The organism is Cupriavidus sp. OTU4054, assembly GCF_038440175.1.
GTDB lineage: Bacteria > Pseudomonadota > Gammaproteobacteria > Burkholderiales > Burkholderiaceae > Cupriavidus > Cupriavidus pauculus_D.
In genome coordinates this window covers 65,065-87,252 of record NZ_JASATF010000011.1, presented here as the reverse complement: position 1 = coordinate 87,252, position 22,188 = coordinate 65,065, and the positions used below count along the sequence as shown (strand labels likewise).

The following is a 22,188-nucleotide window of genomic DNA, read 5'->3' as shown; positions in this document are numbered from 1 at the left end:
GGTGAGGAATTTGCGTTGAGAATCGAGCGCCTCTGGATCCCCGAAAAGCCTAGCGTCGGCAAGGACATCGTCCACGCCTTGGTTCGAACAAAGCGCGCGAAGGTCCTCAATTCGAAAACCGTGGCGGCGGATGGATATTTCGCACTGGACACCGGCGACGTCGTGTGTCCGCTCTTCGGGCACATGCTAGTGATGCTGCCGCCCTCCGCGTACCTTACTAAAGAGCAGAATGCCGGTAACTATTTTGAGTTTCTGCCTCTGATCCCACAGCCGTTCAAGTTCGAGCCGAAGCCGGACGTTGACGAGAAGGGAAAACTGCGACCGCCAAGGCGATTCAACCTGATAGGCGAGTTGTCGAAGAAGGCTGGCCAGATCGTTAATGCCTGCGATATTGACCGAGAAGGGCAGCTCATCTTCGATGAGATGTTCCTGTATTGGGGTTTCGATCCCGCAGACAGCCGGTTCTTGCGGGCAAAGATCACCTCAAAAGCCGAGTCAGACCTTGACCGTTCTGTGACGGCGCTAGAAAAGAACGGCGCAGCGCATTGGATTCGCCAGCGAATGGCCGCAAACGCCCGCCAGATCATGGATTGGTTGCTCGGCATGAACGGGTCGATGGCCTACCAGCAACTCACCGGCATCAAGACCATGTCTGTTGGGCGCGTCCAGTCGCCTGTTCTCGCTATGGTGGTACTGCGCGATCTGGCAATCCAGACATTCAAGCCCCAGACCTACTACGTTCCCGTTGTGACGCTGGCCGACGGAACGGTGCTGCGCTGGGAGAAGCGGAAGGATGCCTCAGGGACAGCCGGGTTTGATTCGGCGGGCCGCTTGACAGACAGATCCTTAGCCACTGGGATCGTGGGTGCGATTAAAGCCGGCGCCCCCGGTACGGTCGCTGTGGCAGCAACAAAGGTGGAACGAGAAAACCCACCGCTGCCATTTTCCATGGGTCGATTGCAGGCGACCGCGTCCAAGCAACACGGGCTATCCGTCGAGCAGGTAACAAAGGCGGCTCAGAATCTCTACGAGAAGCACAAGGCAATTACCTACGTGGGTACCGATTGCGAGTACCTCCCCTCGGCAATGCATGGAGATGCGCCCGCTGTGATCGCGCAATTGGCGTCCGTGTTCCCGGGAAAGTGCGCAAAGGCTGAGCCGGGCAGGAGGTCTCGTGCTTTTGACGATGGGAAGGTGGATGAGCATTTTGCAATCATCCCTACTGGTCACGTGCCGGCGCTTTCGGATTCCGAGTACGCGGAGCGCGCCGTGTACGAGACGGTGGTGACCCGATATCTCGCGCAATTTCACGCCCCCTACGAGTACGAGAAGACCAGCCTCGTTGTGATGTTCGGACCGGACGAGTTCAGAGCCTCAGCGCGCCGCGACCTGGTGCTCGGCTGGCGCGAGCTGGAGAAGCCCGAGGCAGCGGATTCTGAGACTACGGACAGTGGCGCGCCCCGGAGACTTCCAAAGTTGGAAGTCGGCCAGCAACTCTCCGCCACCGGCGTCACCCTCGAGAGCGGACAGACCAAGCCCCCGAGCCGCTATGACGAGGCTAGCTTGATGGAGGACATGATTTCGGCCTACAAGTTTGCAAAGACCGAGCGCGACCGGGAACTGCTTCAGGAAACGCAAGGCATTGGCACCTCACGCACCCGGGGGCCTATTCTTCAAAACCTACTGAAGAGAGGCTTCCTGTTGTCTACCAAAAAGGGGAAGCGCCATGAGATCACATCCACGCCGTTCGGAAAGGAAACCATTGGGCGGTTGCCCCCTTGGCTAACGGACGTGGCTACCACCGCTAAGTGGGAACTCATGTTGAGCGCCATCGCCCGCGGAGAAGCCGAAATGCAGGGGGTGATTGACTCCCAGATTCAGTACGTCAAGACCGTAATCGAGCGGGCTCGAATGCAAGTAGCGCCACGGCAAGCCGCAGCGAACGAAAAGGGCACCGGAGCGGCCAAGAAAGCTGCATGACACGCCGTCCAAGCCCACTACACGACCACAGATATCGGAGAAGATTGTGAACCAGAACAGCATCAATCGCGGCGAGCCCAAAGAAGGGAGAGCAAAGAGCCTGTTGAATGATCTGCTGTCGTCGATAGCGACGCAGCCGCAGGATCGACATATGTTCACCGCTCTCTTCGTCGAGGGCAGAGCCACTGGGGAAGTGCGAAAGGAGATGAACCTTTCCGAAGAAGAGTTTCGGGAGCAGCAACTCGCGATGATGCGTCGCTTTCGTACCGGTAAAACTATTGCGGCGTAACAGGTAAAAACTAAATGAAAGCTGCGATCCAGAAAGCATATGCGCTCGACACGCCCCGGGAAGTCGACGGAGGCAACGGCCAAGATGCATGGAATGTCGAAGGTGCGGCGCGATTCGCAAACCGCTTGCTGTGGTCCGCGTTGGTGGACTTCGTTGCTGTTCACGAAGCGGACGCCGTCGGTCGCGCCGTATCGGCCGAAAAGCGAGAGTTGGCGAATGACGCTCGTACCTGGATCGCTGGCGCAGAAGACTGCCGAGTGACCTTCGATATGTGCGTTGAGCTTTTGTTCTCGTCCGAGATTGAAGATCTGGCTGCCCGGCTACGAGATGCAATCGAGGTCGACCCGAAGCGTGTTCTCGCTGTGGTCGAAGAGGCAATGCGTGAAGCGGAGTACGAATCGACGGTATACCGCTTCATGCAGCGTGGGTCGGATGATGAACTACCGGCATTTGCGGTTACTCAAGCGGACGACCAAGTAGTTTCGGTGCCCTCTCTCTCCCCTGCATGGACGCCCCCTGATCGCGAGCGTGGCGAGGTTTCGGCGCACACACTGACAGATGCGATGGCAGTCGATGTGCCACCCCTACCCGTGCAGAGCTCTGTTTCCGTCCGTGGTCTGACGGGTGGCCAATACCTGTTGCCCCTTTTCGAAGACCAAGAGGAGGTGGATCAGTACGTCAGCGCATATGACGGAAGGTCTGCGCGATCGGAACGTGTCCGAGGAATGTGAGATGGGTAGAGACTCTCCAGCTACGCACGAGGTTGTTATGCCAATGCAGAGGTACTGCCCGTATCGCCTGCTTGCTCGCTATGCGGAGCGCCTGTCAGTTCGATTCCACATCGGTGATGCAGACATTCCTGCGGTCGCTGTTTTTCAGCCAGAGTCGTTTGGTCCTGTGATCGCCATCGAGGCTGAACGTGTCTGGCAGCGAATGGAAGGGGCATACCCCGACAGCGGCTCCCTTGGTATCAGCTTGAGCACTGATGAGGAAGCGATGTTCGGGCTTAACGCCAGCTTCCCGGGAATCGGGACGGATGTCGCGTCGACTATGCGCATTCTCGCCATCATCGAAGGGGCCACCAGGGTATTGGGCCTATCGAATGGCGCCGACCTTGATCTTGCAACGCATATCCAGGCATTCGATCAGATCGATTGGTACGCAAGCGGCCTTCCGGAGATCCCTCTGCCGGAACGCTTCAATCCAAACTTCAGACGGGAATCTGCTTCGCCACGTGTTGAGAAGGAGAGTGATCATGCCGACGCCATCGAGCAGCAACGTACCTGAATCGGACGGCCGGGAGCGCATCGGGATCCCCTCCTCGGCGATTGTGAAGATGGCGAGACGGGGTCTCGTGCCGACAGGAATGCCATCTGGCGACCTAGCTGCAGCAACGGGCACCCAACTTGGCAGCGGCCTCGCTGCAGAAGCAACGGTAACGCCGATCGTACGCGTGAAAGGCCGGACTTCGGTCGAGACGCCGCCAGCGCTCGACAAGGACCGGTACGCATCGAAGCCAACGCCATTCGGAGCCAGCGTGCTGCCGCGCAAGGAGCTGCAGATTACTGCGGCCGCAGCCAAGAGCCTAACGCAACTCGCGGCTGCGGTTGCGCTGGATCCCGGCAGTGGGCCCGAAGTGCCGCGTGAAGTCAGGGTGGCAACGCTCAATCACCTTGTTGAGGGCGCGCATGTGACGGCAGACCGGCTCGCGCGCGCGTTGGTGGGCCCGGGCGCAAGAGTTCCGGATTACCTCCGCGCGCGCTTACTGCAGCAAGCTTGCTTCTACATCCATGAGCAATGGTCGAAGACCGGGAAGTTCGACGCGGAGCCGCTCCTTGCACTGAGCGATGACATCTTCAACGGCTTCGTGCCAGCCATCGATCAGCAGGTCGTTGACCTTTTTCATCATGCGGCGGACTACCGCAAAGCGGATGAGCGCGACGTCGCGCGAAGTCGTCTGCAGGTGTCGGCAACCAAAGCGGTCTGGTCTCTTCTCGACGATGTGAAGAGCGTCAAGATCCTCAAATGGGATCCGAACGCCGAGCCGAACGCAGTTTTTTCATTCGGTCGCGCGCCGGAGGACGTCGCGTCGGACCTCCTGGCTGGCGTGATCAAGATCGTCAATGAAAACAAGGTCGAGGTGCCGGACATTGACATGGCCACTTCTTGGATGCAAGGCGCCATGGGGCGGGCCGCGACACTTGTTGGCGCCGAATATCGGCTGTTGACTGCGCGCGTGCTCGACAACGCCCACCGGAATGAGATGCTGAGTCAGCAGGCTCTAGCTTCGGCGACAACGTTGTACAAGGCACTGATAGAGAAGTCGACACTGCGTGCCCGAAACGTCTTTGTGAAGGTCGAAACCGAGGCGATGCAGAAACTCGATGTGCATCTGTTCAAGGATTTTGTGAAGGAATCTCCCTCGTCCGTGCAATCAACCCGGGGCACCGCCAGCTCGGATGGATCGGCCGATGGCGCAGAAAAGGAAGGTAATCATAACCATGGAAATGACAAGAATCAGCAGGCTCAGGGTACTCGTCCGTCGTTCAATTTTCGTCAGCGTGGCTAGTCTAGCCGTCGCCGCGGCAGCCGCTCACGCGGACAGCAATAGCGATCAGTCTTGCGCTGCTTTGGAGACTGCACGACAGACGGGGATCAATCGTGAAGTGAACCGGATTGACAACTCGGACCAGAAGATCTCGGATTCGAGCCAAGCGGCGCAAAAGTGCATGCTTGACTTCGGCTATGGTTCCGGTGCCAGTATTGGGATGGGTTCGACCATCGACAGCATTCTCAACGGCCTGGTGAAGAACCTTCAGTCGTCGGCATGCGGTGCTCTTTCGAGTCGTAGCGTTCCGGACATCTCGCAGGTTGCGAAGAATGCTGGAACGCAAGCAACCAACGCGGCGACCAATGCAGCCACGAACGCTGCTACGTCTGCCCTCAATTCGGCGAAGTCAACCGCAACCCAAGCGGCTAATCAGTCAGGCGGCAACATCTGGGATCGCCTGAGTAGCATGATGGGTTTGTAAAGGAGCTCGAGCATGAGACACACGTATTGCGCGGCGGCGCTCGAGTTCGGCATTGGAGCTGCGATGCTCCTTGCTGCTCAATCAGCCTCGGCCGTTATGGTTTGCAGTGTGGACGTCGCCGGAAAGATGCAAATCCTAGATCGGATTGATTCAAGCAGGGACTACGTGACGGATCGTATCGACACGATGCGATCCGATGTCGTGAAGGCCATTGGGGAGCAGGGGAAGCTTGTGGCCACTCAGACAGCAAAGGCAGCTGACCAGGTGAGCACGACCACCCGTGGCACTGTGAGCGAGACAGAGCGAAATCGTACGCAGAATCGCTACCCGCCGACACAATGCGGCGTTGTTTCGACTGCCAAGGGAGGCGGTGGGGGCGGATCATCCTCAGCTGGGACGGGAATTGGTGAGGGTTCCGCCGCCGCGCCATCGGCGAAGAACACATATACGCCCCGCCAGATAACGGCCGCCGAGGTTGCTCGAAAAGAGCAGTTGCCACCTTCGGATCCAAATAAGCAGGCCGCGGACATCGGGATCGGATCGTGCGGCTCCTTCGCAGGAGGTGGTGCGGTTGGCGACCAGGTGCGGCGATTCCTCTGCCGGGGGGCAGGTGTGAATCCTTCGAACAAGAACCGATTCGTCGATGCTGATATCCGCGCCGACACACTCTTTGATGGGCCGCAGGTACTTGGGTCCGAGAAGCGCCGACTTACGATTGACCCCGTCGGTGATGAAGGGGAAGCGATGTCGGCATATCTGAACAACATCGGAGATCCGTTGCCACCTCGGATGGTGGGTGCAGAGGAACTCAAGACACTAAATGGACAGGCCTATCTAGGGCTGAAGAACGTCTATGAGGCACGCATGTCGATGGCCAAGAAGCCCGTCAACGATTACGGGGCTTGGATGACGGCTCGCCAAGCCAACCTGCAGTTCGTCACACAGGCGCTTGCCGATCCTACCTTCGGCACCTGGCTGAAAAAATACCTCGACCAGAACTTCCCGAACTGGGCGACGAAGGGTGTATCCGATGCGGACCTGTTGTTCATTTCAGCAGAGATGCGAATTGGAAATGAAGACTGGTTCAAGCAAATGACGGCGGGAGGCCCGGAGGCTCAAATGCGCGAGCAGCTGTACATCGCGGCGTTGGGCAGGAGAATGGACTATCTAAAGATCCAAGAGCAGAAGCACACCAATGTGCTGCTCGGACAGATCTATGGAACGCTGATCCAGCAGAACCTTCGGCCGGTGCTTCAGGGTTACCTCAATAGCTTGAAGTCTGGCGCCGCAGCAAACCGGTAGTTCGCATCGTTCAACACCACTGAGGTAATGCCCGCCAATTGTGCGGGCAATCCTTTTTCTGAGGGGAGAGGGAATAATGGATCGCTCCATCAGGCGCAAACAAGCGCTGCTCTGGTTGTCGATAGTGATGGGCGTTGTGCTCATTGCGTGGTCGGCACATACCTGGGCACAGGCAGTCGGCGACATGCCAACCTACGGCCAGATCGAAGACGCCGGCTCAGGGGCTGACGATAAGGCCCGCAACATACTGAATAACATGCTCGGCCAGTTCGGGCAGAATCCGTTTGCCGCGGTTGGCCCGCCGACGGAGTTGCTTGGGAGCATGTTCTTCATCTTCAATGCGTGCCTGTTTGTCATCGGAGCGTCGTGGGTTGGCTATCACGTGTTGTCTGGGATTGCACAGACAGCACATGAAGGGGAGGTTCTCGGGAAGCGCTTAAGCACGCTCTGGTTGCCCATCCGTATGACAATGGGCGTGGGAGGAATGCTGCCCGTCTTCGGTGGCTTCTCGCTCGCGCAGGCCGTGATGATGACGGTAGGTATCCTTGGAATTGGCATCGCGAATTTGTTGTCGACGACAGCAATTGACCGTGCCGCGGAATTTGAAGCGCTTGTGCCTCCGCCTGCCATCGCCCAGGGAGTTGGCACGGTCGGCTTTACTGGCGAACTCGGCCGGGAACTTTTCGCGATGCACGTGTGTACGTTGCTGACCAACGACTACCGATCCAAGACCGGCCAGGCGACGCAGGAGATTGCTTTCGACGGCGCAAAGTTGGTGGCGCCGGACTCGTGCGGCAGCATCACGATCATCACTCGAGGTAGCGGCACCCGCTCCGGATCCAGCCTTATCGGCTTCCGAAATGCCGCGGTGGATTATGAAAAGATCGCCGCCATTGCTGACCGCACGAATCAGCAGTATCCGTCTGCCCTTGACTCAGTGAATGCCAATATCAAACCGTTGGCGCAGGCATGGTTTGATACCTATGTGGCTGAAGATCCTCAGACCCACATGCGCGTAAACCCCGTCCCACCATATCCGGACATGGATATTGCGAAGCTAATGGTCGGCGCTCAAAATCGTTTCATGGCCGCGATTCGAGGTGACTCGAAGGAAGATAGCTCGATGAAGGACCGGGCACTTGCGAACATGAAAGAAGGCGGTTGGGCGACCATCGGCTCGTGGTACAGCGCTTTCGCGGAGATGAATGCCGCCGTTCAGACCGCCATGACCCAGACCACCCTTCAGGTGCAGAGTCCTGAGGACTCCCTTGCTGTCGCCGGCGGCCAGCGTATTGAGTCAGTGGCCGATGGGCTAAAGTCCTTGGGGATCAAAGGAAGCACGGCGTTAGCAAGCAGAACTGGCGATTTTTGCGATGAACCTAGCGTTCTTCCGAACTTTATCGGTGACGCGACCAACAAAGCGGGCGAGTCGGTCGGCGCTGGTACCGCCACAGGGAATTGCTCGGTGGGACAGTCCATCGTTATGGCCATCACCAACGGAGTGGCAGGCAATTCCGGTGGGAATGGGATGATCAACCCGTTGATTGCTGCCAAGAACCTCGGGGATTGGCTCCTCGTGGGCGTGCAGGGCGCTTACGTCGCAGTTGCCGCCGTTCGTGGAGCCGTTGCTCCCGCAACCGGAGGGCTGACGGGATCAGAGAGTGGCGGCCTCGCAAGCAAAGCGGCGGAGGCGGGTGGAAAACTCCTAAAGATGGGCGGCATCTTCGGAACGATCGCGTCTGATCTTGCCGGGTTTGCTCCGGTACTTCTTGGCGCGCTGATGGTGATCGGCATGATCCTTTCGTTCTATGTGCCGTTCATCCCCTTCATCACCTGGTTCACTGGCTTGGTGAGCTATTTCGCCAGCTTCATTGAGGGCTTGATTGCCGCACAGATATGGGCATTCTCCCACTTGCACGCGGAAGGGGAGGGACTTGGTCAGCGGACGGAGAAAGGCTATTTGTACGTCTTGAACATGCTGCTGCGCCCCGGACTCATGGTCCTCGGCTTCTTCTTCGCTTCCGCGGCGTCGGTCCTGGTTGGCACGCTGCTGTTTCAGATGTTCGGGCCAGCGATGGCTAATGTCCAAGGGAACTCAACGACGGGCGTGCTCAGCATTTGCGGATTCTTTTGCATCTTCTTGATGCTGACGATCATGCTGGTCCAAGTCCTGTTCAACCTCATCTATGAACTTCCGGATCGCGTTATCGCTTGGTTTGGCAATGGCATGGAAGCGCGCATGGCCAAGGAACTCGACCATAAAGTTGAAGGGACCGTTCAAACGTTCGCCCGTTGGGGCGGGCACGCCAGCATGCCGAAATAGCGATCTGGCAATACAGTCTTGAAAGTGGTACCTGCCGCCACCCGCGCTGCCTTAATGAGCGCGGGTGTCGTCTTTATTGCATACACTTTTGAGCCCAAGCTGTACTGATGCGTCTACATACAGGCCACTTACGCTCGCCGACGCTTAACGCATAAAGCATCCGCTGGCGGATCGCCTGGTGGCGCAAGTCCCGGCCCGCGGTTGCGCCGGCGTGCTGCAGGCAGGTGTAGCGCTACCGCTGCTCGGCCCAACCGCCGCCCACGCCGCGCCCAATGAGCGACGAAACGGCGCTAGTGCTGGGGCACAGCGGCGTATCGGGCATTGCGTTTTTCACCGGCAGCTCAGACCCTTTCTGGCGCGGCGCAACTCGAGGCTGATGGTCGTATTACAGCGCGTCGAATGTATGAGCTAGCGGGAAACTGACAGGTACGGCTTTCATTCGGTGCGGTACACGTGGCGGGCAACCCTATACGGCCCAACATCCACGACGGGTACCGAGCAGTGTTAGGGGCGACCCCGTATAACCCGTAGAGCTCTCCGAAACGGATAGACCCGGGCCGGTCGCTGCACTTATCCACGAACCAATACTTCGTTCGGAATTTGCTGCGGATGCGGACCAGGCAGCCTCTCCACTTCGGGGCGGCAACGCTAATCGACTTGCCATGGCACGCAGCGTCGGTAGCGGCCGGTCGAGCATCCTAGGTTCGCGACAAAGGCAGCCCGGAGAGTTTTCATCAGGGCCGATACGTTCGTCCCGCGAGACGGGAAGGGTTCATGGTCCCCTCGCGGAGTGTGTGTTGTTCTGACATTTTTGCTTGAACGTGAGGTTGTGGCCGGAGGTATATAGTCGATCCGACTTTAACCTCGAGGGCACTCTGCCAGCGGTAGGTGATAAAGCACTGCCTTCGGGGGCGACTGCGACAGAAGCAGGAGCTTCCGGAGGAAGGCCAAATGGTCGGTCTACGACCCTCAACTAACCCTCAGATTACCGTGGTACCAAAAGAAATAGGCCCCGGAGTGGGGCCTAATCTTGTAAGTAGGTTAGACATCAATGACGAAGGTAGGTGAACCAAATCAGGGCTCGGAGAACCACGACCGCAAAGCCAATCCAAACGCATAGCTTCGCAACGACGCCGGGAAGACCTTGCCAGAGATACTTCTCGATCTCGGCAACCGGTTGCCCGACTGCAACGGGATGCTTGGCTATCACGACCGCGAGGTTCTCCGCGACCATCAATGGGTACGACGCGACCAGAGCTGCAGCGATATACGCAGCGGTCCTTTCATACCCGAGTAAGCCAGCAACGGCCGCCAACACAAGGCCGCCGATAATGCCGAGCCGCACTATCCAGCCGCTTGCGTAGCTAAAAACACCTGATCCGAACTTATATGCCTTGATGTACAAGGCGGTCGTAACCAGCGCGAATATCGCTATGGCACAGGCCAATATATGAGCGTGAGCCGCGCTCCCTCGTATCGGCGTCAAATCGCCGGTGAGAAGGACGCGCCCTAAGCCGATAGGGGAGTAGCCGAGCACGAAGGCCGCAAATGCCGCAGAGGGCAGCAATACAGCCATGGTCAACAGGCGCGAACCCAAAATCCCTTTAACGGCGGCAGTCTGCGCGGCCACGACGCCAGTTCCAAGGCCGGCCATTACCGCAGTGAAAGGAGCCAATCCCTTTTCGGATAAGTTGTGATTGGTAAACTTCATATTTTCCCCAGTTCGAGCTACCCGGGACTGGCGCAGCATCAGCATTTGTGTACAGATAGGCAAGCAGCTTACCCGGTCCATACGGGCTTCTACCCCACGCTTATATGATGCCGTAGTAGTGGGGGTACCACGCAAATCTTTCTTTGAGGACCATCATCGGCGACCGTACAGCAGTTAGACGCAGAGAGCGGAGGCGAGTATATTGCCAACTAGCATGGCAAAGGAAATTTCAACATGATCTCATCGACGCCTGACCCTTCCGTTCTTCAGGGGCATTTCCTCCAGCGTTTGGGCACAGCAGTTGTTGCGAGCTCTGAGCGCCTCGCGATGGAGATGTCACAAGCCTTCTCCGCCATAGACCAGCATCTCCAATCGCCGCGGCTGGAAAGTTGGGGGGGGGACTGCGAATGGCTGCTGAGCGGACTTCAAAACACGAGTCGTACCGCTCTAGACCTTCTCGCCTTTGCTGGTCATTGCACCAGTCAGGACTCGGACAGCAGTCAGCGTCGGATCATGCTGACCGTGAATCAGGCAAGAGCCCACGCCCGGGCTGCGGGCGATTCGGTAGCGCCAATTGTTGCAGCCAGCAGGATCGCCGCTCTGGTATCGCAGGCCAAAGTAGACAGCGCTCAGATCTATAACGATCTGCGGGAGGCGCGCAAACGAGAATACGGGCCGCGGCAACGCGCACAGTGAGCAAGTTCCTCTGCTTAGGCCATCCAGTAGACCTCTTCATCCTGCCGGCTTGATGGCCGGCTTCCCCTCATCACCTGGCACACGCCAGCTCCAATGTCCCGCGAGTCGCCGCTGCCGACGCCTCGCGTTCTCGTGCCTTAGCTAGCTCCACAAGGTCGCGGGCATCCCATACCCGCCCCCCTCCCGTTGCGCGCTCTAACGCGTTTTAACGCGCCTTGGTGCGTCGTAGCGCGCCCGAGCGCGCTTGAGCGCGCCGAAGCGCTTTGAGGCGCCTCTAAATGCTTTGAGGCGCTTTCGATCGCACACCCGGCTCATAACCCTACTGCAGGGGCCGATCCGATTTGGATATTTCTGTGGGCCGCTATCAAATGCTAAGTGGGAGGAATTAAATACTAGGATCGACTCGATCAAAAACTAAGAGCACACATCGAGCCATCTAGTTAATGGCTAAGCGTTTGATCGGAAAGACAAAAGTTAGTGTAGAACGAGGCAAAGATACGTTACATTTAGGCGGAAACTATGCTCTTCCAATGTTACATAGATGTTTGATATGTGACATCGAGGGCTTTGATGGTCTCTTGCTACACGGCTTAGATTTAAACAGTTCAACGGGACCGTCCACAGGCATTCGTATTTCTTGTCCATCGGTCGATGCAGTGGGCGAATTCGAGGCAGCTGATTGATAAGAAGCTCGCTTTGAACTAATGCCAAAGAACAGTCAAATTTGTTACGTTTTTGGCCGTCAAAATATTACAATTCGGCCATAGCAGAAAACGTGTGTTACGTTACCTGTGTAGTGAAGTCGAGGATGCAAATGCGTCCCTTCTCGGAATGGCGGAAGATGATTGACTGTGAACATGATGTCCCCGGGGAGTTTGAGCCGGAATCGAGGTCCAATCTAGGTGAGGATTGCCGGCAAGATGAGGCCCCCCAGAACTGGATCCCTAAGTTCGTCGATCTCAGGTCACCCGCCGAGAGGGGGCAGATCCCAGATTACGTCCTGACGCAGATGAGCCATCGACCCGATGGACTACTGCAAGATCAAACCCGTGAGACCGGCCAGCCGCAAGCTGATCTACTGGAGCCAGGGAAGACTGGCCGAAGGCAACACGACGTGCGCGCGACGGGTGAGACGACATTCGGCCCCATACCGCAGCGAGTGTCGGATGTCATGCTGCGTCGCTACCGCTGGGCGGTGGACTCGTTATGGAGGCGAGTTGTCGCTGAGGATGAGGGTGCAATCCGACACCGGCCGGTTGGCCCGCTGGAGATCGTGGACCTGTTGCTACGCCGAGTACCGGAACTACGCAATTCGACTTTCAACACAACCCGGGCTGCGGTGCTCTATTGGCTCGACGGCATGCACGACAGTTCGGAGGCGATGCAGGCGCGGGTAATCCTGCTCACGGGTTGTCCTAAGGACGGATTCAAAGGCCCCAAACCCGGTACCACCGCGACTCGGTACTCAACAAAGTCTCAACGCAAAAGGACGTTCGCAAGGCGGGATTTCGACCGACTGCTGCGGTATCTCGATAAGCAGGCGGAGTCGTCGTCCAATCATTTGGCTGCTGGCGCCTTGGTTGCCGCGTGGCTCCGAGCTGGGCTGGCCGCCGGATTGCGCCCTGTGGAATGGGTGGAGGCGGTCTGGTCTGATGAGTCGCAATCGCACCTGCGCGTGAAGACCGCAAAGCAGAGACGACAGGAAGCGGACTGGACGGCCGGCCTGGCCAGACTTGAACGGGAGCCAGATGCGATTACTCCAGAAGATTCGCAGCAACCAGCGAAATATCGGCTGGTTTCAATTGATGAATCAGACAGGCCACTGGTGAATGCGTTTATGACCAAGGTGAGGACCCTATTGAACGCGGGAGAAGAATTTCCCGCGATCTATTCTCGTGCGCGCCAATATCTCTGGCGATCCTCGATTGCGGTATTCGGAAAAGGTAGACAGCGCTTTACTCTCTATCAAATGCGTGGCCAATTCGGCTCGAATAGGAAGGCGCGTCAAGGTGTTTCTGCGACAGCTGAGGAAATGGGTAATGCGCCTTCCAAAGCGAGTGGATATTATGGAAAGGCAATATACTCCCATCGAAGTGCGCGAGGCGGCGGGGACAAACCCGCCGATCGAGAAACCGATTCTGGCCGCGAAATGGCGGGACTCCGTGGGACGACGAGTGGCACTGAATGACTCCCGAAATGCGGATGGTCCCATAGCGCTTCCCTGTGCACAGAATGAACTGGCGCAAGTCATTCTGGCAAGCGTGGTATTGATTGCAGGGATGTCTGGCGGGGGCTGAGTGTCAGGTAATCTCCCATTGTCCGCGGTTCGCCGTTACTTGAAGGGATCGACGCAAAGCCCTTTGCGAAGTTGGATTACCGCTCATTCAGCCGGGCGCATGCGAGCGCGCCAACTCCGCCAGATCCAGATCGTTTGCCGATAAGCATCGGAGCTGGGACCGATTGCCCAGGCTATGTCACGGCTCCGTCGTCGGGCTTGGCTACTCGTCGTTTGATTGCTGATGAGCTTCCTGGCAACGGCGAATCCACTCGGCCTTAGCCCCATTCGACTCGGCGTTGTAGTCCTTGCCGTAGTGCAGCCCGACCCATTCCGCCACGTCGTCCGGATCGACCTGCTCGGTATTCATACCTTGAGCCTGAGCCGCCTGACGGTACAGGCGTCCAATCCAGTCTACGGCATCCGTGCCACTCATATTCTCATCAGTCACGACCTGCGGCCAGTCTCGGGTAACAGTTTGAGCCGCGGCAGCGAGTTCACGAAGCTGCTCCAGTTCGGACGCCTGGGCGACCATCCAGCCAGCGGCAACGTGCGCGACAGCAAACTGGATCTCTTTCGATTCCATCTGCGACCTCTTTCGGTGTGACTAGCCTACTGATCCGGTATGGAACCACGCAAACCCTGCGCGCAGATGTGAAGCCGAAGTGGACGGCCCATGCGTATGACTTGCTACCGGGCGGAACCTCGGAGAGAGCACCCGCCGGCGGCTTGCCTGGCTACGAGGCCGCTCAACAAGCTTCAGCCCAGAGCGCTGATAGCACAGGCCCCGGAGCAGCCGGGTTTGCCGAGCCATACTCAGATTGGAGTCAGCTTGACGCAACGTCGTCCGCGAGCAGCTCTGCACTCGATCCGTCACAGTACAGAGCGCCATTGATCCATTTGAACTCGTCCGAGTCGCACTGGCCATCTCGATCCTGCCGCAACAGTGTGAAAAAGATCTCGAATGGAACGGCTTGCGTCTGAACAATCGCATCGACATTCTTGGGCGTCACCTCGAACCAGAAGTCGTGGGGCGTCACGCGGAGGTGGGGGAGATCAGGGCGCCACTGCGACTCGCCGCTCCACTGAGCTGGCCCGCCAAACGCACGTGCATCAGAAAGATTCATGGCCACACACGCCTGGCGGAGTTGCAGCAGGCGGTCGATCCATTTCGGCGTCAGATGGACCTTTGCCCAGCGAACCTTGGGAAACTCATGGCTCGTGAATGCCTCGATGTAAAGCGCTGCCGGATGAATGTCCGAGCTCAATTCATGCGGTGGAACCTTTTGCATGCTGCTCATTGGCCATTGACCTCATATTTCGATGCTGATGAAGTCATCCTAACGAGCGTGCCTTGACCCAAGCAAACTACGCGCTTCCAGCGTTCCGGGCTAAGGCCAAACCTGGTTCCGATATCCCCTGTCTGAATACTCCAGCCAACGGGCTGGAGAGCCAGCCACGCAGCCACCGCCCTAGTATCCATCTCAAATCGGCTGTCTTCGAGCAGCGCCTCCAGCGAAGAGTCCGTTCCGGTGGTGCGCTGCTCCTGTAGCAATCCAGCACCTACATGACCTTGAAACCGGCCATTCCCCATATCAGTACACCCCTTGGTTATTTCTTGCGGACATTGCCGCATCGACGACTGGGTGTCTAAGGCCAGTTTTTGCACGACTCGCAGGCTCAGCGCTTAGGCCATGACAGCTACGACCCCGGGTGCCATACCGCCACCGATGAGTCGCCCGTGGACAGATTTGCGAGGTTCCCTACCAGATCAGTAAGTTGGGTTTGTCAATTCACATAACGGGAGTCCCCATGCAATCCAGCTACGAATTCGCCTACTCCTTCGTCACCATCGCGTTAATGCCCTCCATGTTGGTCTCGCCGATTGCCGCCTTGGTGGGGTGCCAGATGAAGATCGCTGGTGATGCCGGAGAAGCGTTCGAGGGTGAGCGAGTCGCCAACGTGGCCACCGCCTTCCTGCTCGCGCTGCTAACGACGCTCGGGTACTCCGCCAGCATCACTGCGCCGCCGGCTTGGGTCAGCACGCTTTGCCTCGTCGCGACCTACTCGCCAGTTCTGTGGCTGGCCGCTCGCACATCACGCCGTGCCCGCGCCGCCAGCCCCGCGCGCCAAGACGCCGCGCTCGCCTTACCCCCTACGGCCTATCGCAAACTTTGAGCAAACCCAAATGGAGAATCGGATGAGATCCGTTCTTGAGAACCACGGACTTGCATGCCCGAAATGTGGAAGCGACACGAGCCTCAATGTCGAGGTCCAGACCGTTGCCCGCTTACTGCCCGAGGGCACTGACATCGTGAGCGATCAGGATTGGACCGACAAAAGCCATGTCATTTGCGATCAATGCGGGCATGAGGCCGCCGTCGCCAAGTTCTCTGGCCACAAGGCTCGCATGGCGCATCAATTGCGCAATCTGCGCGCGCTCATCGAGCGGACGATGTGGGATCACGTGTACAGCAAGCGCGAGGGGGTTCTGCCCGGCCCTGACTGTGAGTTCGTAGCGGCACTGGTCGGCATCGATTCGATCTTGTCGCAGGGCGCGCTGGCTCAACCAGCAACGGGACGTTGAAAGTGGGAACGACATCCTCGAAGCGTTGCGCCACGCCACGGTGCATCAATGATATCGAGCAGTTCGGTGAGCGGCTTCACTCGGTTCGCCACGTATCGCCGGGGGCCGCTCCCGCCCAGGTTGCCGACGCGACGGATCACTGCCCCAGGTGTGGCGGATTCTTTTTGGGGGGCGTCTGGCGACACGTGTGCAGGAACTGCGGCGCCGAGGTCAAGGCGGGCGAGCTACGTGGTCTCTTCATCCCATCGCGCTGCAGCGCTTGCGCGCGATTCGGCGGACCTTAGTCATCCCGAGCCAATGCGCGGCGGATTCCCTCCGAAACGTTACCGTCCCCCAGGCGCGCGGCTCGAGCAAGGCTCTGGGCGTCGAGGTAGACGTTGACCCGCTTTCCGCCCTCCATCTCTGCAGGGCGCCCCACCAAACCCGGTGGCCAAGGGATGTCTCCCATCCGATCACGCCAGTGGTCTGCACTGCCGGGCTTCCGGTCGAACCGATGGAGGGCTAGTTGCTTTCCGTTATGGGTCAGCACGGCGGCCATCTTCTTTCCATCGAACTCCCTGCGCGAGATGATCTCCGCAAAGGCCTCGGCGGCAGCCTCCGGGCTCTTTGTGTTGGTTTTCGACTCCGGATCGACCGTCTGATCCGGGGATCTGAGGTAGACGCGAAACATCAACGTTCCTTTCAGTCAGGAATTTGCGGAATCCACTGCCAGCAGCTGATCCAGTGGCCATTGTCGGCCAAGGAAATTTCCGCGTCATCGTGGAAGCAAAGCTCGTCTGACCAACCGGTGTAGTCTTTCGCAACTGCGATTTGCTCAGACGTGGCTGTGGTTTGCTCGGGGAGCCCATCGAGCGCGCCTTGCAGCATGCGCACGGCGCCGGCCAGATTGCCGGCCTCCCAGTTTTCTACGACGGCGCGTGCCGCGATGATAAGTTCGTTCATGTTATGTATCCGGTCGCTCAATAGTCCGCCGCAGACGGCTGTATGTGTTTAGGAGCGGTGCTTGTTGCACCATTCAAAGATAGAAATGCACGCGGCACAGGTAACCGGCACATTGGTGGACTCACCGACCTTCGCGCCAATGAAGTCAGATAATCCGCACAGGGTGACATTCCCGGAGAGAGCATCGGGTTCGCCGTGAACCTCTCCTTCGCCCGGCTCAGTGACACGGCCAATCTTCGGCTTCGCAGCCATTGGTCAATCTCCGCGTAGAGGTTAGAGAGCGAGGCTGCAAGCCAACAGATCGTCTGGCACATCGACCTCCGCACCCGCCTTGCTCGCGACATAGCAGCGCATAGCGGCGACGAGCATGGTAGGTCCACCGAATCGCTGACGACGCTTATGCACTTGGTACGAATAGGCACCGTAGCGCTCACCACCGCGAGCCGTCATCTCGTTCCAATTGGGGGTTTGCATATCGCCGATGTCAGCGAGGGCCATCGCGTACCAAGTGCCAGATGCTTGATGCTTCCGCGTAGCAATGCCTTCTCGCCCGATAATCGGGCCTCCGTCGCCCCAGCTCACCGACGGATCGAAGGGACGCTTTGAGCCAATCCACACGCGTCCACCATTGATCGACACTTCCATGCCCTCGGCCTTCCCGACTGCCCAATCAAGAGCGGCGTCTGCCAGGTCTTGCGTCTTTACGAGTGCCACGATCCGATACCCCCTGCTGATTCTCACTTCTTAACTGCCACGCCCGCCGACTCGGTGGGCGGCATGTCAACCCATGAATCTAAATATATACACACCTAATATAACCACGCAAATTTGATGTGTATGGTTTCGAGACGCCGGATCGTGTCCCCTTGGTGAGCGGCGCCGCGCGCGGCTCGAACTTCGACTTGCTTGGGTCCACCTGAAATAGATATGTTGATCCGAACAGATTGGGGATGGCAGGGAGAGACCATGACGGCAGCGCTCACGCAAGAGGACATCAAGAACTGGGAAGCGGACCGGAAAGCGGACCGGGAATGGGAGAAGTGGCGCCGCCGCGCTGCCCAGCGCCTACCGACCCTGGCTGCTCGTGTTTTCGCGCTCGGCAACAAGCCGTACATGGGCTGCGGCCTCCATTACGCCATGGTCAGCAGGCTTGGGCGGATGATCACCGAAGTCGGCGATCCGACTCGCTCGGCCCTCGAGCGACAGGAACGGTACGCGAATCGGCTTATCACTCAGGTCGTCTTCGAGGCTCTGCACACCGAACTGCTCGAGGCAGAGAACAGTGCTCGAACGATGGCAGGCGCGACGCCGGGCATTTCCCATGCAAGCTAGCTCGATCAAGCAGCTCGCCAACTCGATGCAGTGGCGGCTGGCCGCTGCCCTAAGGGAACGAGACGCGGCGGCAGCGGACAAGGTGTGCGCCGACTTACGCAGGCTTAGCGCGGAGATCGAGCGCCTCAATGCCTCCGCTGGTGCGGTGCGCACCCTGATCGCCCAGGAGCGCGATCCGGCTTGGCGGGCGGCAAACCCTACGGCCTACGAGGACAGCCGGCGGGGCGTGGACCGTTGTGGGCTCGAATTCGCGCGGCCATGCCGTTCTTCCCAGCGCCTCACGAGAATTTTCCGAAGAAGGAGCGTGACCGATGACAGCAGTTTTCGAGGGCACCGGCCTGAGCGCCGAGCAGCTCGATGACATCTACAACACCGCCGGCGATGGCGAGCATCCGGAGCTCACCCGCGCAATGTGGCGCGTGGCCGTGGCGCAAGAAGAAACCGTGTCCGGGTACTGGCAATGGCTGGCGCATCAGATCACGATGAAGCCGGACGAAATCGAGGTCAAGGTCGACCAAAAGACGACCCCGATGCCGCAGTCTCACTTCGTCGTGATCCAGGAGGGTGGTGCGAGTACTGAACTGTATGTCCATTCGCTGGACACTGCGGCCGACGCAGATGACTACAGGGCTGACTGCACCCGAGACGGCGCCTATCGGACCAGCCCATGGATTGAAGTGCCGGACGCGCTGGCTGGTCATCCGCAGTTCTAGGACATTGCCGAGAAGTTGGTGCGGGCCTCCACCGAGCTCGATCTCGTCTCGGTGCCCGCTGATACGGAACACAACGAAGAGGAATCGCCATGCGAAGCCGAGTAACCTCCATCTCTCTCACCCGCGTCGAAGGCACATCCGCCAGCGGCATCACCGAGCGCGTAGCATCGTGGGAGCAGGCTGATGCCACGATGCAGCGCTGGTCCGAGGCTGTCGCCCGCGACAGTGCCTGTGAGAAGTGCGAGTTTTTCGTCGAGTGGGCGAATGGCGCGACATACCGTGGTCGGTACGACTTGGTGAACTGTCGGGATGCAATGCCCGGATTGGCCAGCCACGTGCGCGAACTTGCCTACCTCTACACTGGCCGCCAGGCGCCGAAGCACATGACCCCGGCTATCTACGCTGCGTTCCTCGAGATGCACAGCACGCAGGCCATGGCTTCGGATTACCGGAAGCTGCTTGCTCACAACGATCTCGGAGCCCTTGAGCATCCACAGGTCTTAGCGATGGTAGGGGAGCAGGACGCTGCCGGCGAGGCATCCCGTATGCCTCGATTTGCGCCGCCGCCAAAAACGCCTTGGGCGAATGCCCGGAAAGGAGCAAACCCATGAACAACTGGTTCAAGCGGCGCGGTGCTACACAAAGCCCGGTCTTCCGGTGCAACGTATGCACCCGCCGGACTCGCTTCACCGATCAAGACATGCCGGGGCTGTGTTCGCAGTGCGATGCATGGACGCAGATCGAGAACAGCATCGTCGATGGCGCCTACCGTGACGATCCGACCGGACTGAAAGCGGCCGAGGAGCAAATTGCGCGCCTCAAGGCCAAAGCCGTGGCAAAGGGCGGCGTGTTCGCCGATTCCCAGCGCCAGGATAGCGACTTTGTCACAATCGATCCCTCGATCCGGGAAGCGTAGCGTTCATGATCTCGGCGAGGCGTGGATAATGTGAACGGCAACAAACTGGACGTAGGGAATTCGGAGACGATGAGTACGAATCTGACTCCCGCTGAGAAGGCGGCAATTCAGGCCCTAGCTGCCGGCGACAAGGCGCATCTGGAGCTTGCGCAGGTGGCGTACGACCGTGCGGTGCGCGAGCATGGCGTAGAGTGCTGTGTAGAGGTTTCAATTCATGTCGGAAGTTCTTGCGCCGTTGCCGGACTTGCTGCTGCGGGCCAAGTATCGTGCGACCATTCTGGCGTGACGCCGATCTGAGAATAAGGAGAAGTCGTGGCAACCTTACGTGAATGCCTGCAGTCCCTCCAGGCTGATCTGGTGATGCGGAACCTGGCAGCCGTGCGCAATGAAGTGGCCACCGTGTCGGAGCACCTGGAGTCGATGGGGGCGGATGAAGATGGGTACGAAGTCCGTGAGTCCACCAGGTACTATGGGAAACTCGTCTTGGTTGAGGTGGGCCTGATCGCTGGGCCGACCATCTATCGCCAAGTCGCCTGATGACGAGAAGGCAACGGAGCAAGTAGAAGGCAGAATGGAGGGTGGGGATGGGTCTCTTCAGATTCTTCAGAGCGAAACAGCGGGAAGCGTCATCGAATAGTCGCTCCTCAACGACTACCTTGAGCAGCCGCGTTCAGGACGAAGTACATCGGACGCTCGAGCAGATTCCTGAAATCAGTGAATCTAGTCGAGCGATGGTCTTCGAAGCTGCCCTTCAATCCATTAGTAAGGGGCGTGACCTTTCGTCCCTGTCTCTAGCGTTGCTTGAATCCGGCTGCGACAGCATGACCAAGAGCCGTGCTGGTGAGATATCGAGACTGATACACAATGCAGCCACTGCGACGCTCAATGCAGAAAAGCAGCTATCGTTAGGTATTCGGACGGCAGTCTGGCTATATTCTGGCGCACCGTGCATGTCGAATCCCAAAGATCCATCCGATAAGGATATCCACCAGGATCAAGCGCACAAGGCCGCTAGCGGCAAGACCTATGAGGTCAGCAAGGGTATGCTTCTGGCCGGTGTCTGGACATTGCCAGGGCGCGACGAAGGTTGCAAATGTACCTCTAAGTCTGTCATTCCTGGACTCGATTAATGAGGCATGGAAAGGGCCTCAAGCGTTTTTTGACAGGCGATTCCGGCACGACCTAAGCCATAGGAAATGAACATGTCGCCCATGACCACCGCAAATGCGCTGCGACTTGCGATAAACATACTCCGCGACACGGCGGAATCGCGCCGGATGCCGTCGGGTGTCCGGCTCGACGAGCCAACCGCGGGTCTGCATGCAGATGCAGCGGAGACGCTGGAAGCTTCTCTCGCCGATCTTCGAGACCATGAGTAGGAGAGGCATGGACATCGCGCTTGATGCCGTAAAGGCGATTTATCGTCGCGCCGTCGACGCGAACGCGAGCGACGGTGAGGGTGCCGCCTGGTGGGCCAGCGTGGCAGCGGAAGTCGAGTCCGTTGTCGGTGCGAAGAACGCAGCCACAGCAGCCTCAATCATTGCATGGTGGCACCACGACTGGAGTCAGGTAGGTGACACGCCGAAGGCTGCGGCGACTCGCATCCGTCGTGCAGCCGACGATCTACGGGTTTGCCGAAGCTCGCCCAAGCAGCGCGGTCCAGTCAGCGAGTGTGTGATGAAGTCAGGTGTATGAGTCCCATGGTTGATGTCAGCCACCCTCTCTCGCCAGTTCTCGCGGCGCTGCTCTTGAAAGAGTTCACGCGCGAGCAGATTGCCACCTGGATCGAGCAGCCATCCGAGGATGACCTAGTCGCAATGGAGCGCTTCCATGCAGGCTTGGAAGAACATCGGCTCGAATTGCGCGGCGAGAACGATTTTTGCACTGTCGTGATCGTCTATCTCGAAGCGATTCTTGATCCGGGCGGGAGCTATCTTGAGCCTTCTGGTATCGAGGTAACGGCCTCGAGCGCGACCAAAATCTGGTCTCGGATGACAGATATCCAGCGCACGGAGTTATGGCGCGAAGCTAAAGCGCTGCATGACGTTATCGCTCCTCTGGAAGAATAGAGCAGCGATCCCTGCCGGCGG

Annotated in this window: 29 protein-coding genes; 22 read left to right on the top strand and 7 right to left on the bottom strand. The window is 58.5% G+C overall.

Going from position 1 to position 22,188, the window contains the following annotated elements:
- The first annotated feature begins 15 nt into the window (after nt 1-15).
- The 8 genes from AAHB16_RS15030 to AAHB16_RS14995 all read left to right on the top strand — a co-directional run bounded on the left by AAHB16_RS15030 (nt 16) and on the right by AAHB16_RS14995 (nt 8,926).
- Complete coding sequence (locus tag AAHB16_RS15030) at nt 16-1,980, top strand: DNA topoisomerase (RefSeq protein ID WP_342051301.1); 1,965 nt, start codon at nt 16-18, stop codon at nt 1,978-1,980.
- A gap of 46 nt (nt 1,981-2,026) precedes the next feature.
- Nucleotides 2,027-2,269 carry a hypothetical protein gene (locus tag AAHB16_RS15025; protein WP_342051300.1) on the top strand — a complete coding sequence of 81 codons (243 nt, stop codon included), beginning with the start codon at nt 2,027-2,029 and terminating at the stop codon, nt 2,267-2,269.
- Between the two features lie 14 nt (nt 2,270-2,283).
- The gene (locus AAHB16_RS15020; RefSeq protein ID WP_342051299.1) at nt 2,284-3,000 is read left to right on the top strand and encodes a hypothetical protein; all 717 of its coding nucleotides are present in this window, start codon (nt 2,284-2,286) and stop codon (nt 2,998-3,000) included.
- A gap of 37 nt (nt 3,001-3,037) precedes the next feature.
- Nucleotides 3,038-3,556 (top strand): hypothetical protein, encoded by a 519-nt coding sequence (locus AAHB16_RS15015; protein ID WP_342051298.1) that lies wholly within the window; start codon nt 3,038-3,040, stop codon nt 3,554-3,556.
- Nucleotides 3,525-4,838 carry a hypothetical protein gene (locus AAHB16_RS15010; protein ID WP_342051297.1) on the top strand — a complete coding sequence of 438 codons (1,314 nt, stop codon included), beginning with the start codon at nt 3,525-3,527 and terminating at the stop codon, nt 4,836-4,838. The genes AAHB16_RS15015 and AAHB16_RS15010 overlap by 32 nt, the downstream gene beginning before the upstream one ends.
- 160 nt (nt 4,839-4,998) lie before the next feature.
- Entirely contained in the window at nt 4,999-5,301 is a 303-nt protein-coding gene (locus AAHB16_RS15005; RefSeq protein ID WP_342051296.1) for a hypothetical protein, read from the top strand.
- A 12-nt stretch (nt 5,302-5,313) separates the two neighbouring features.
- Complete coding sequence (locus AAHB16_RS15000; RefSeq protein WP_342051295.1) at nt 5,314-6,603, top strand: hypothetical protein; 1,290 nt, start codon at nt 5,314-5,316, stop codon at nt 6,601-6,603.
- Between the two features lie 76 nt (nt 6,604-6,679).
- Entirely contained in the window at nt 6,680-8,926 is a 2,247-nt protein-coding gene (locus AAHB16_RS14995; RefSeq protein WP_342051294.1) for a DotA/TraY family protein, read from the top strand.
- 1,048 nt (nt 8,927-9,974) lie between these two features.
- Here AAHB16_RS14995 and AAHB16_RS14990 read toward each other — a convergent pair.
- Nucleotides 9,975-10,637: a hypothetical protein gene (locus AAHB16_RS14990; RefSeq protein WP_342051293.1), complete on the bottom strand. Its 663-nt coding sequence runs from the start codon at nt 10,635-10,637 to the stop codon at nt 9,975-9,977.
- Between the two features lie 234 nt (nt 10,638-10,871).
- On the opposite strand from AAHB16_RS14990, the gene AAHB16_RS14985 reads away from it, so the two are divergent.
- The gene (locus tag AAHB16_RS14985) at nt 10,872-11,333 is read left to right on the top strand and encodes a hypothetical protein (RefSeq protein WP_342051292.1); all 462 of its coding nucleotides are present in this window, start codon (nt 10,872-10,874) and stop codon (nt 11,331-11,333) included.
- Nucleotides 11,334-12,147: 814 nt separating this feature from the next.
- Nucleotides 12,148-13,521, top strand: a complete 1,374-nt coding sequence (locus AAHB16_RS14980; RefSeq protein ID WP_342051291.1) for a hypothetical protein — start codon at nt 12,148-12,150, stop codon at nt 13,519-13,521.
- Between the two features lie 310 nt (nt 13,522-13,831).
- Here the strand turns inward: AAHB16_RS14980 and AAHB16_RS14975 are convergent, their stop codons facing one another.
- The gene (locus tag AAHB16_RS14975) at nt 13,832-14,194 is read right to left on the bottom strand and encodes a hypothetical protein (RefSeq protein WP_342051290.1); all 363 of its coding nucleotides are present in this window, start codon (nt 14,192-14,194) and stop codon (nt 13,832-13,834) included.
- Nucleotides 14,195-14,435: 241 nt separating this feature from the next.
- On the bottom strand, nt 14,436-14,909 hold the full coding sequence (locus AAHB16_RS14970; protein ID WP_342051289.1) for a hypothetical protein: 474 nt from the start codon (nt 14,907-14,909) through the stop codon (nt 14,436-14,438).
- Between the two features lie 511 nt (nt 14,910-15,420).
- Here AAHB16_RS14970 and AAHB16_RS14965 point away from each other — a divergent pair.
- Both AAHB16_RS14965 and AAHB16_RS14960 read left to right on the top strand, forming a co-directional pair.
- Entirely contained in the window at nt 15,421-15,786 is a 366-nt protein-coding gene (locus AAHB16_RS14965; protein WP_342051288.1) for a hypothetical protein, read from the top strand.
- Nucleotides 15,787-15,808: 22 nt separating this feature from the next.
- Nucleotides 15,809-16,195 (top strand): hypothetical protein, encoded by a 387-nt coding sequence (locus AAHB16_RS14960; protein WP_342051287.1) that lies wholly within the window; start codon nt 15,809-15,811, stop codon nt 16,193-16,195.
- Nucleotides 16,196-16,475: 280 nt separating this feature from the next.
- Here the strand turns inward: AAHB16_RS14960 and AAHB16_RS14955 are convergent, their stop codons facing one another.
- Genes AAHB16_RS14955 through AAHB16_RS14940 form a run of 4 tightly spaced genes read right to left on the bottom strand, consistent with a single transcriptional unit; the run spans nt 16,476 to nt 17,851 of the window.
- Nucleotides 16,476-16,865: a hypothetical protein gene (locus tag AAHB16_RS14955; protein ID WP_342051286.1), complete on the bottom strand. Its 390-nt coding sequence runs from the start codon at nt 16,863-16,865 to the stop codon at nt 16,476-16,478.
- Between the two features lie 11 nt (nt 16,866-16,876).
- The gene (locus AAHB16_RS14950) at nt 16,877-17,137 is read right to left on the bottom strand and encodes a hypothetical protein (RefSeq protein ID WP_342051285.1); all 261 of its coding nucleotides are present in this window, start codon (nt 17,135-17,137) and stop codon (nt 16,877-16,879) included.
- A gap of 48 nt (nt 17,138-17,185) precedes the next feature.
- Entirely contained in the window at nt 17,186-17,389 is a 204-nt protein-coding gene (locus AAHB16_RS14945; RefSeq protein ID WP_342051284.1) for a hypothetical protein, read from the bottom strand.
- A 21-nt stretch (nt 17,390-17,410) separates the two neighbouring features.
- Nucleotides 17,411-17,851, bottom strand: a complete 441-nt coding sequence (locus AAHB16_RS14940; protein WP_342051283.1) for a phage protein NinX family protein — start codon at nt 17,849-17,851, stop codon at nt 17,411-17,413.
- Between the two features lie 252 nt (nt 17,852-18,103).
- Here AAHB16_RS14940 and AAHB16_RS14935 point away from each other — a divergent pair, with 252 nt between their 5' ends.
- From AAHB16_RS14935 to AAHB16_RS14890, 10 genes are all read left to right on the top strand, one after another.
- On the top strand, nt 18,104-18,469 hold the full coding sequence (locus AAHB16_RS14935; RefSeq protein WP_342051282.1) for a hypothetical protein: 366 nt from the start codon (nt 18,104-18,106) through the stop codon (nt 18,467-18,469).
- A 311-nt stretch (nt 18,470-18,780) separates the two neighbouring features.
- Nucleotides 18,781-19,182 carry a hypothetical protein gene (locus tag AAHB16_RS14930; protein ID WP_342051281.1) on the top strand — a complete coding sequence of 134 codons (402 nt, stop codon included), beginning with the start codon at nt 18,781-18,783 and terminating at the stop codon, nt 19,180-19,182.
- Between the two features lie 89 nt (nt 19,183-19,271).
- A complete protein-coding gene (locus tag AAHB16_RS14925; protein WP_342051280.1) occupies nt 19,272-19,793 on the top strand; it encodes a hypothetical protein in 522 nt (173 codons plus the stop codon).
- Nucleotides 19,790-20,098 carry a hypothetical protein gene (locus AAHB16_RS14920; RefSeq protein ID WP_342051279.1) on the top strand — a complete coding sequence of 103 codons (309 nt, stop codon included), beginning with the start codon at nt 19,790-19,792 and terminating at the stop codon, nt 20,096-20,098. Before AAHB16_RS14925 ends, AAHB16_RS14920 begins: the two co-directional genes overlap by 4 nt.
- Before the next feature lie 30 nt (nt 20,099-20,128).
- On the top strand, nt 20,129-20,395 hold the full coding sequence (locus tag AAHB16_RS14915) for a hypothetical protein (protein WP_342051278.1): 267 nt from the start codon (nt 20,129-20,131) through the stop codon (nt 20,393-20,395).
- Nucleotides 20,396-20,410: 15 nt separating this feature from the next.
- On the top strand, nt 20,411-20,635 hold the full coding sequence (locus AAHB16_RS14910) for a hypothetical protein (RefSeq protein ID WP_342051277.1): 225 nt from the start codon (nt 20,411-20,413) through the stop codon (nt 20,633-20,635).
- 119 nt (nt 20,636-20,754) lie between these two features.
- On the top strand, nt 20,755-21,228 hold the full coding sequence (locus tag AAHB16_RS14905; RefSeq protein WP_342051276.1) for a hypothetical protein: 474 nt from the start codon (nt 20,755-20,757) through the stop codon (nt 21,226-21,228).
- Nucleotides 21,229-21,300: 72 nt separating this feature from the next.
- Nucleotides 21,301-21,477 (top strand): hypothetical protein, encoded by a 177-nt coding sequence (locus AAHB16_RS14900; RefSeq protein WP_342051275.1) that lies wholly within the window; start codon nt 21,301-21,303, stop codon nt 21,475-21,477.
- A gap of 7 nt (nt 21,478-21,484) precedes the next feature.
- The gene (locus AAHB16_RS14895) at nt 21,485-21,793 is read left to right on the top strand and encodes a hypothetical protein (RefSeq protein WP_342051274.1); all 309 of its coding nucleotides are present in this window, start codon (nt 21,485-21,487) and stop codon (nt 21,791-21,793) included.
- A 5-nt stretch (nt 21,794-21,798) separates the two neighbouring features.
- On the top strand, nt 21,799-22,167 hold the full coding sequence (locus AAHB16_RS14890) for a hypothetical protein (RefSeq protein ID WP_342051273.1): 369 nt from the start codon (nt 21,799-21,801) through the stop codon (nt 22,165-22,167).
- Nucleotides 22,168-22,188: the final 21 nt, after the last annotated feature.

Coding starts and splice junctions, on each gene's coding strand:
- AAHB16_RS14890 (WP_342051273.1), top strand. CDS start 21,799: ATGGTTGATGTCAGCCACCCTCTCTCGCCAGTTCTCGCGGCGCTGCTC.
- AAHB16_RS14935 (WP_342051282.1), top strand. CDS start 18,104: ATGACGGCAGCGCTCACGCAAGAGGACATCAAGAACTGGGAAGCGGAC.
- AAHB16_RS14920 (WP_342051279.1), top strand. CDS start 19,790: ATGAACAACTGGTTCAAGCGGCGCGGTGCTACACAAAGCCCGGTCTTC.
- AAHB16_RS15010 (WP_342051297.1), top strand. CDS start 3,525: ATGCCGACGCCATCGAGCAGCAACGTACCTGAATCGGACGGCCGGGAG.
- AAHB16_RS14970 (WP_342051289.1), bottom strand. CDS start 14,909: ATGAGCAGCATGCAAAAGGTTCCACCGCATGAATTGAGCTCGGACATT.
- AAHB16_RS15005 (WP_342051296.1), top strand. CDS start 4,999: ATGCTTGACTTCGGCTATGGTTCCGGTGCCAGTATTGGGATGGGTTCG.
- AAHB16_RS14980 (WP_342051291.1), top strand. CDS start 12,148: ATGCGTCCCTTCTCGGAATGGCGGAAGATGATTGACTGTGAACATGAT.
- AAHB16_RS14990 (WP_342051293.1), bottom strand. CDS start 10,637: ATGAAGTTTACCAATCACAACTTATCCGAAAAGGGATTGGCTCCTTTC.
- AAHB16_RS14955 (WP_342051286.1), bottom strand. CDS start 16,865: ATGTTTCGCGTCTACCTCAGATCCCCGGATCAGACGGTCGATCCGGAG.
- AAHB16_RS15015 (WP_342051298.1), top strand. CDS start 3,038: ATGCCAATGCAGAGGTACTGCCCGTATCGCCTGCTTGCTCGCTATGCG.
- AAHB16_RS15020 (WP_342051299.1), top strand. CDS start 2,284: ATGAAAGCTGCGATCCAGAAAGCATATGCGCTCGACACGCCCCGGGAA.
- AAHB16_RS14960 (WP_342051287.1), top strand. CDS start 15,809: ATGAGATCCGTTCTTGAGAACCACGGACTTGCATGCCCGAAATGTGGA.
- AAHB16_RS14950 (WP_342051285.1), bottom strand. CDS start 17,137: ATGAACGAACTTATCATCGCGGCACGCGCCGTCGTAGAAAACTGGGAG.
- AAHB16_RS14985 (WP_342051292.1), top strand. CDS start 10,872: ATGATCTCATCGACGCCTGACCCTTCCGTTCTTCAGGGGCATTTCCTC.
- AAHB16_RS14900 (WP_342051275.1), top strand. CDS start 21,301: ATGTCGCCCATGACCACCGCAAATGCGCTGCGACTTGCGATAAACATA.
- AAHB16_RS14995 (WP_342051294.1), top strand. CDS start 6,680: ATGGATCGCTCCATCAGGCGCAAACAAGCGCTGCTCTGGTTGTCGATA.
- AAHB16_RS15000 (WP_342051295.1), top strand. CDS start 5,314: ATGAGACACACGTATTGCGCGGCGGCGCTCGAGTTCGGCATTGGAGCT.
- AAHB16_RS14895 (WP_342051274.1), top strand. CDS start 21,485: ATGGACATCGCGCTTGATGCCGTAAAGGCGATTTATCGTCGCGCCGTC.
- AAHB16_RS14930 (WP_342051281.1), top strand. CDS start 18,781: ATGACAGCAGTTTTCGAGGGCACCGGCCTGAGCGCCGAGCAGCTCGAT.
- AAHB16_RS14925 (WP_342051280.1), top strand. CDS start 19,272: ATGCGAAGCCGAGTAACCTCCATCTCTCTCACCCGCGTCGAAGGCACA.
- AAHB16_RS14945 (WP_342051284.1), bottom strand. CDS start 17,389: ATGGCTGCGAAGCCGAAGATTGGCCGTGTCACTGAGCCGGGCGAAGGA.
- AAHB16_RS14975 (WP_342051290.1), bottom strand. CDS start 14,194: ATGGAATCGAAAGAGATCCAGTTTGCTGTCGCGCACGTTGCCGCTGGC.
- AAHB16_RS14965 (WP_342051288.1), top strand. CDS start 15,421: ATGCAATCCAGCTACGAATTCGCCTACTCCTTCGTCACCATCGCGTTA.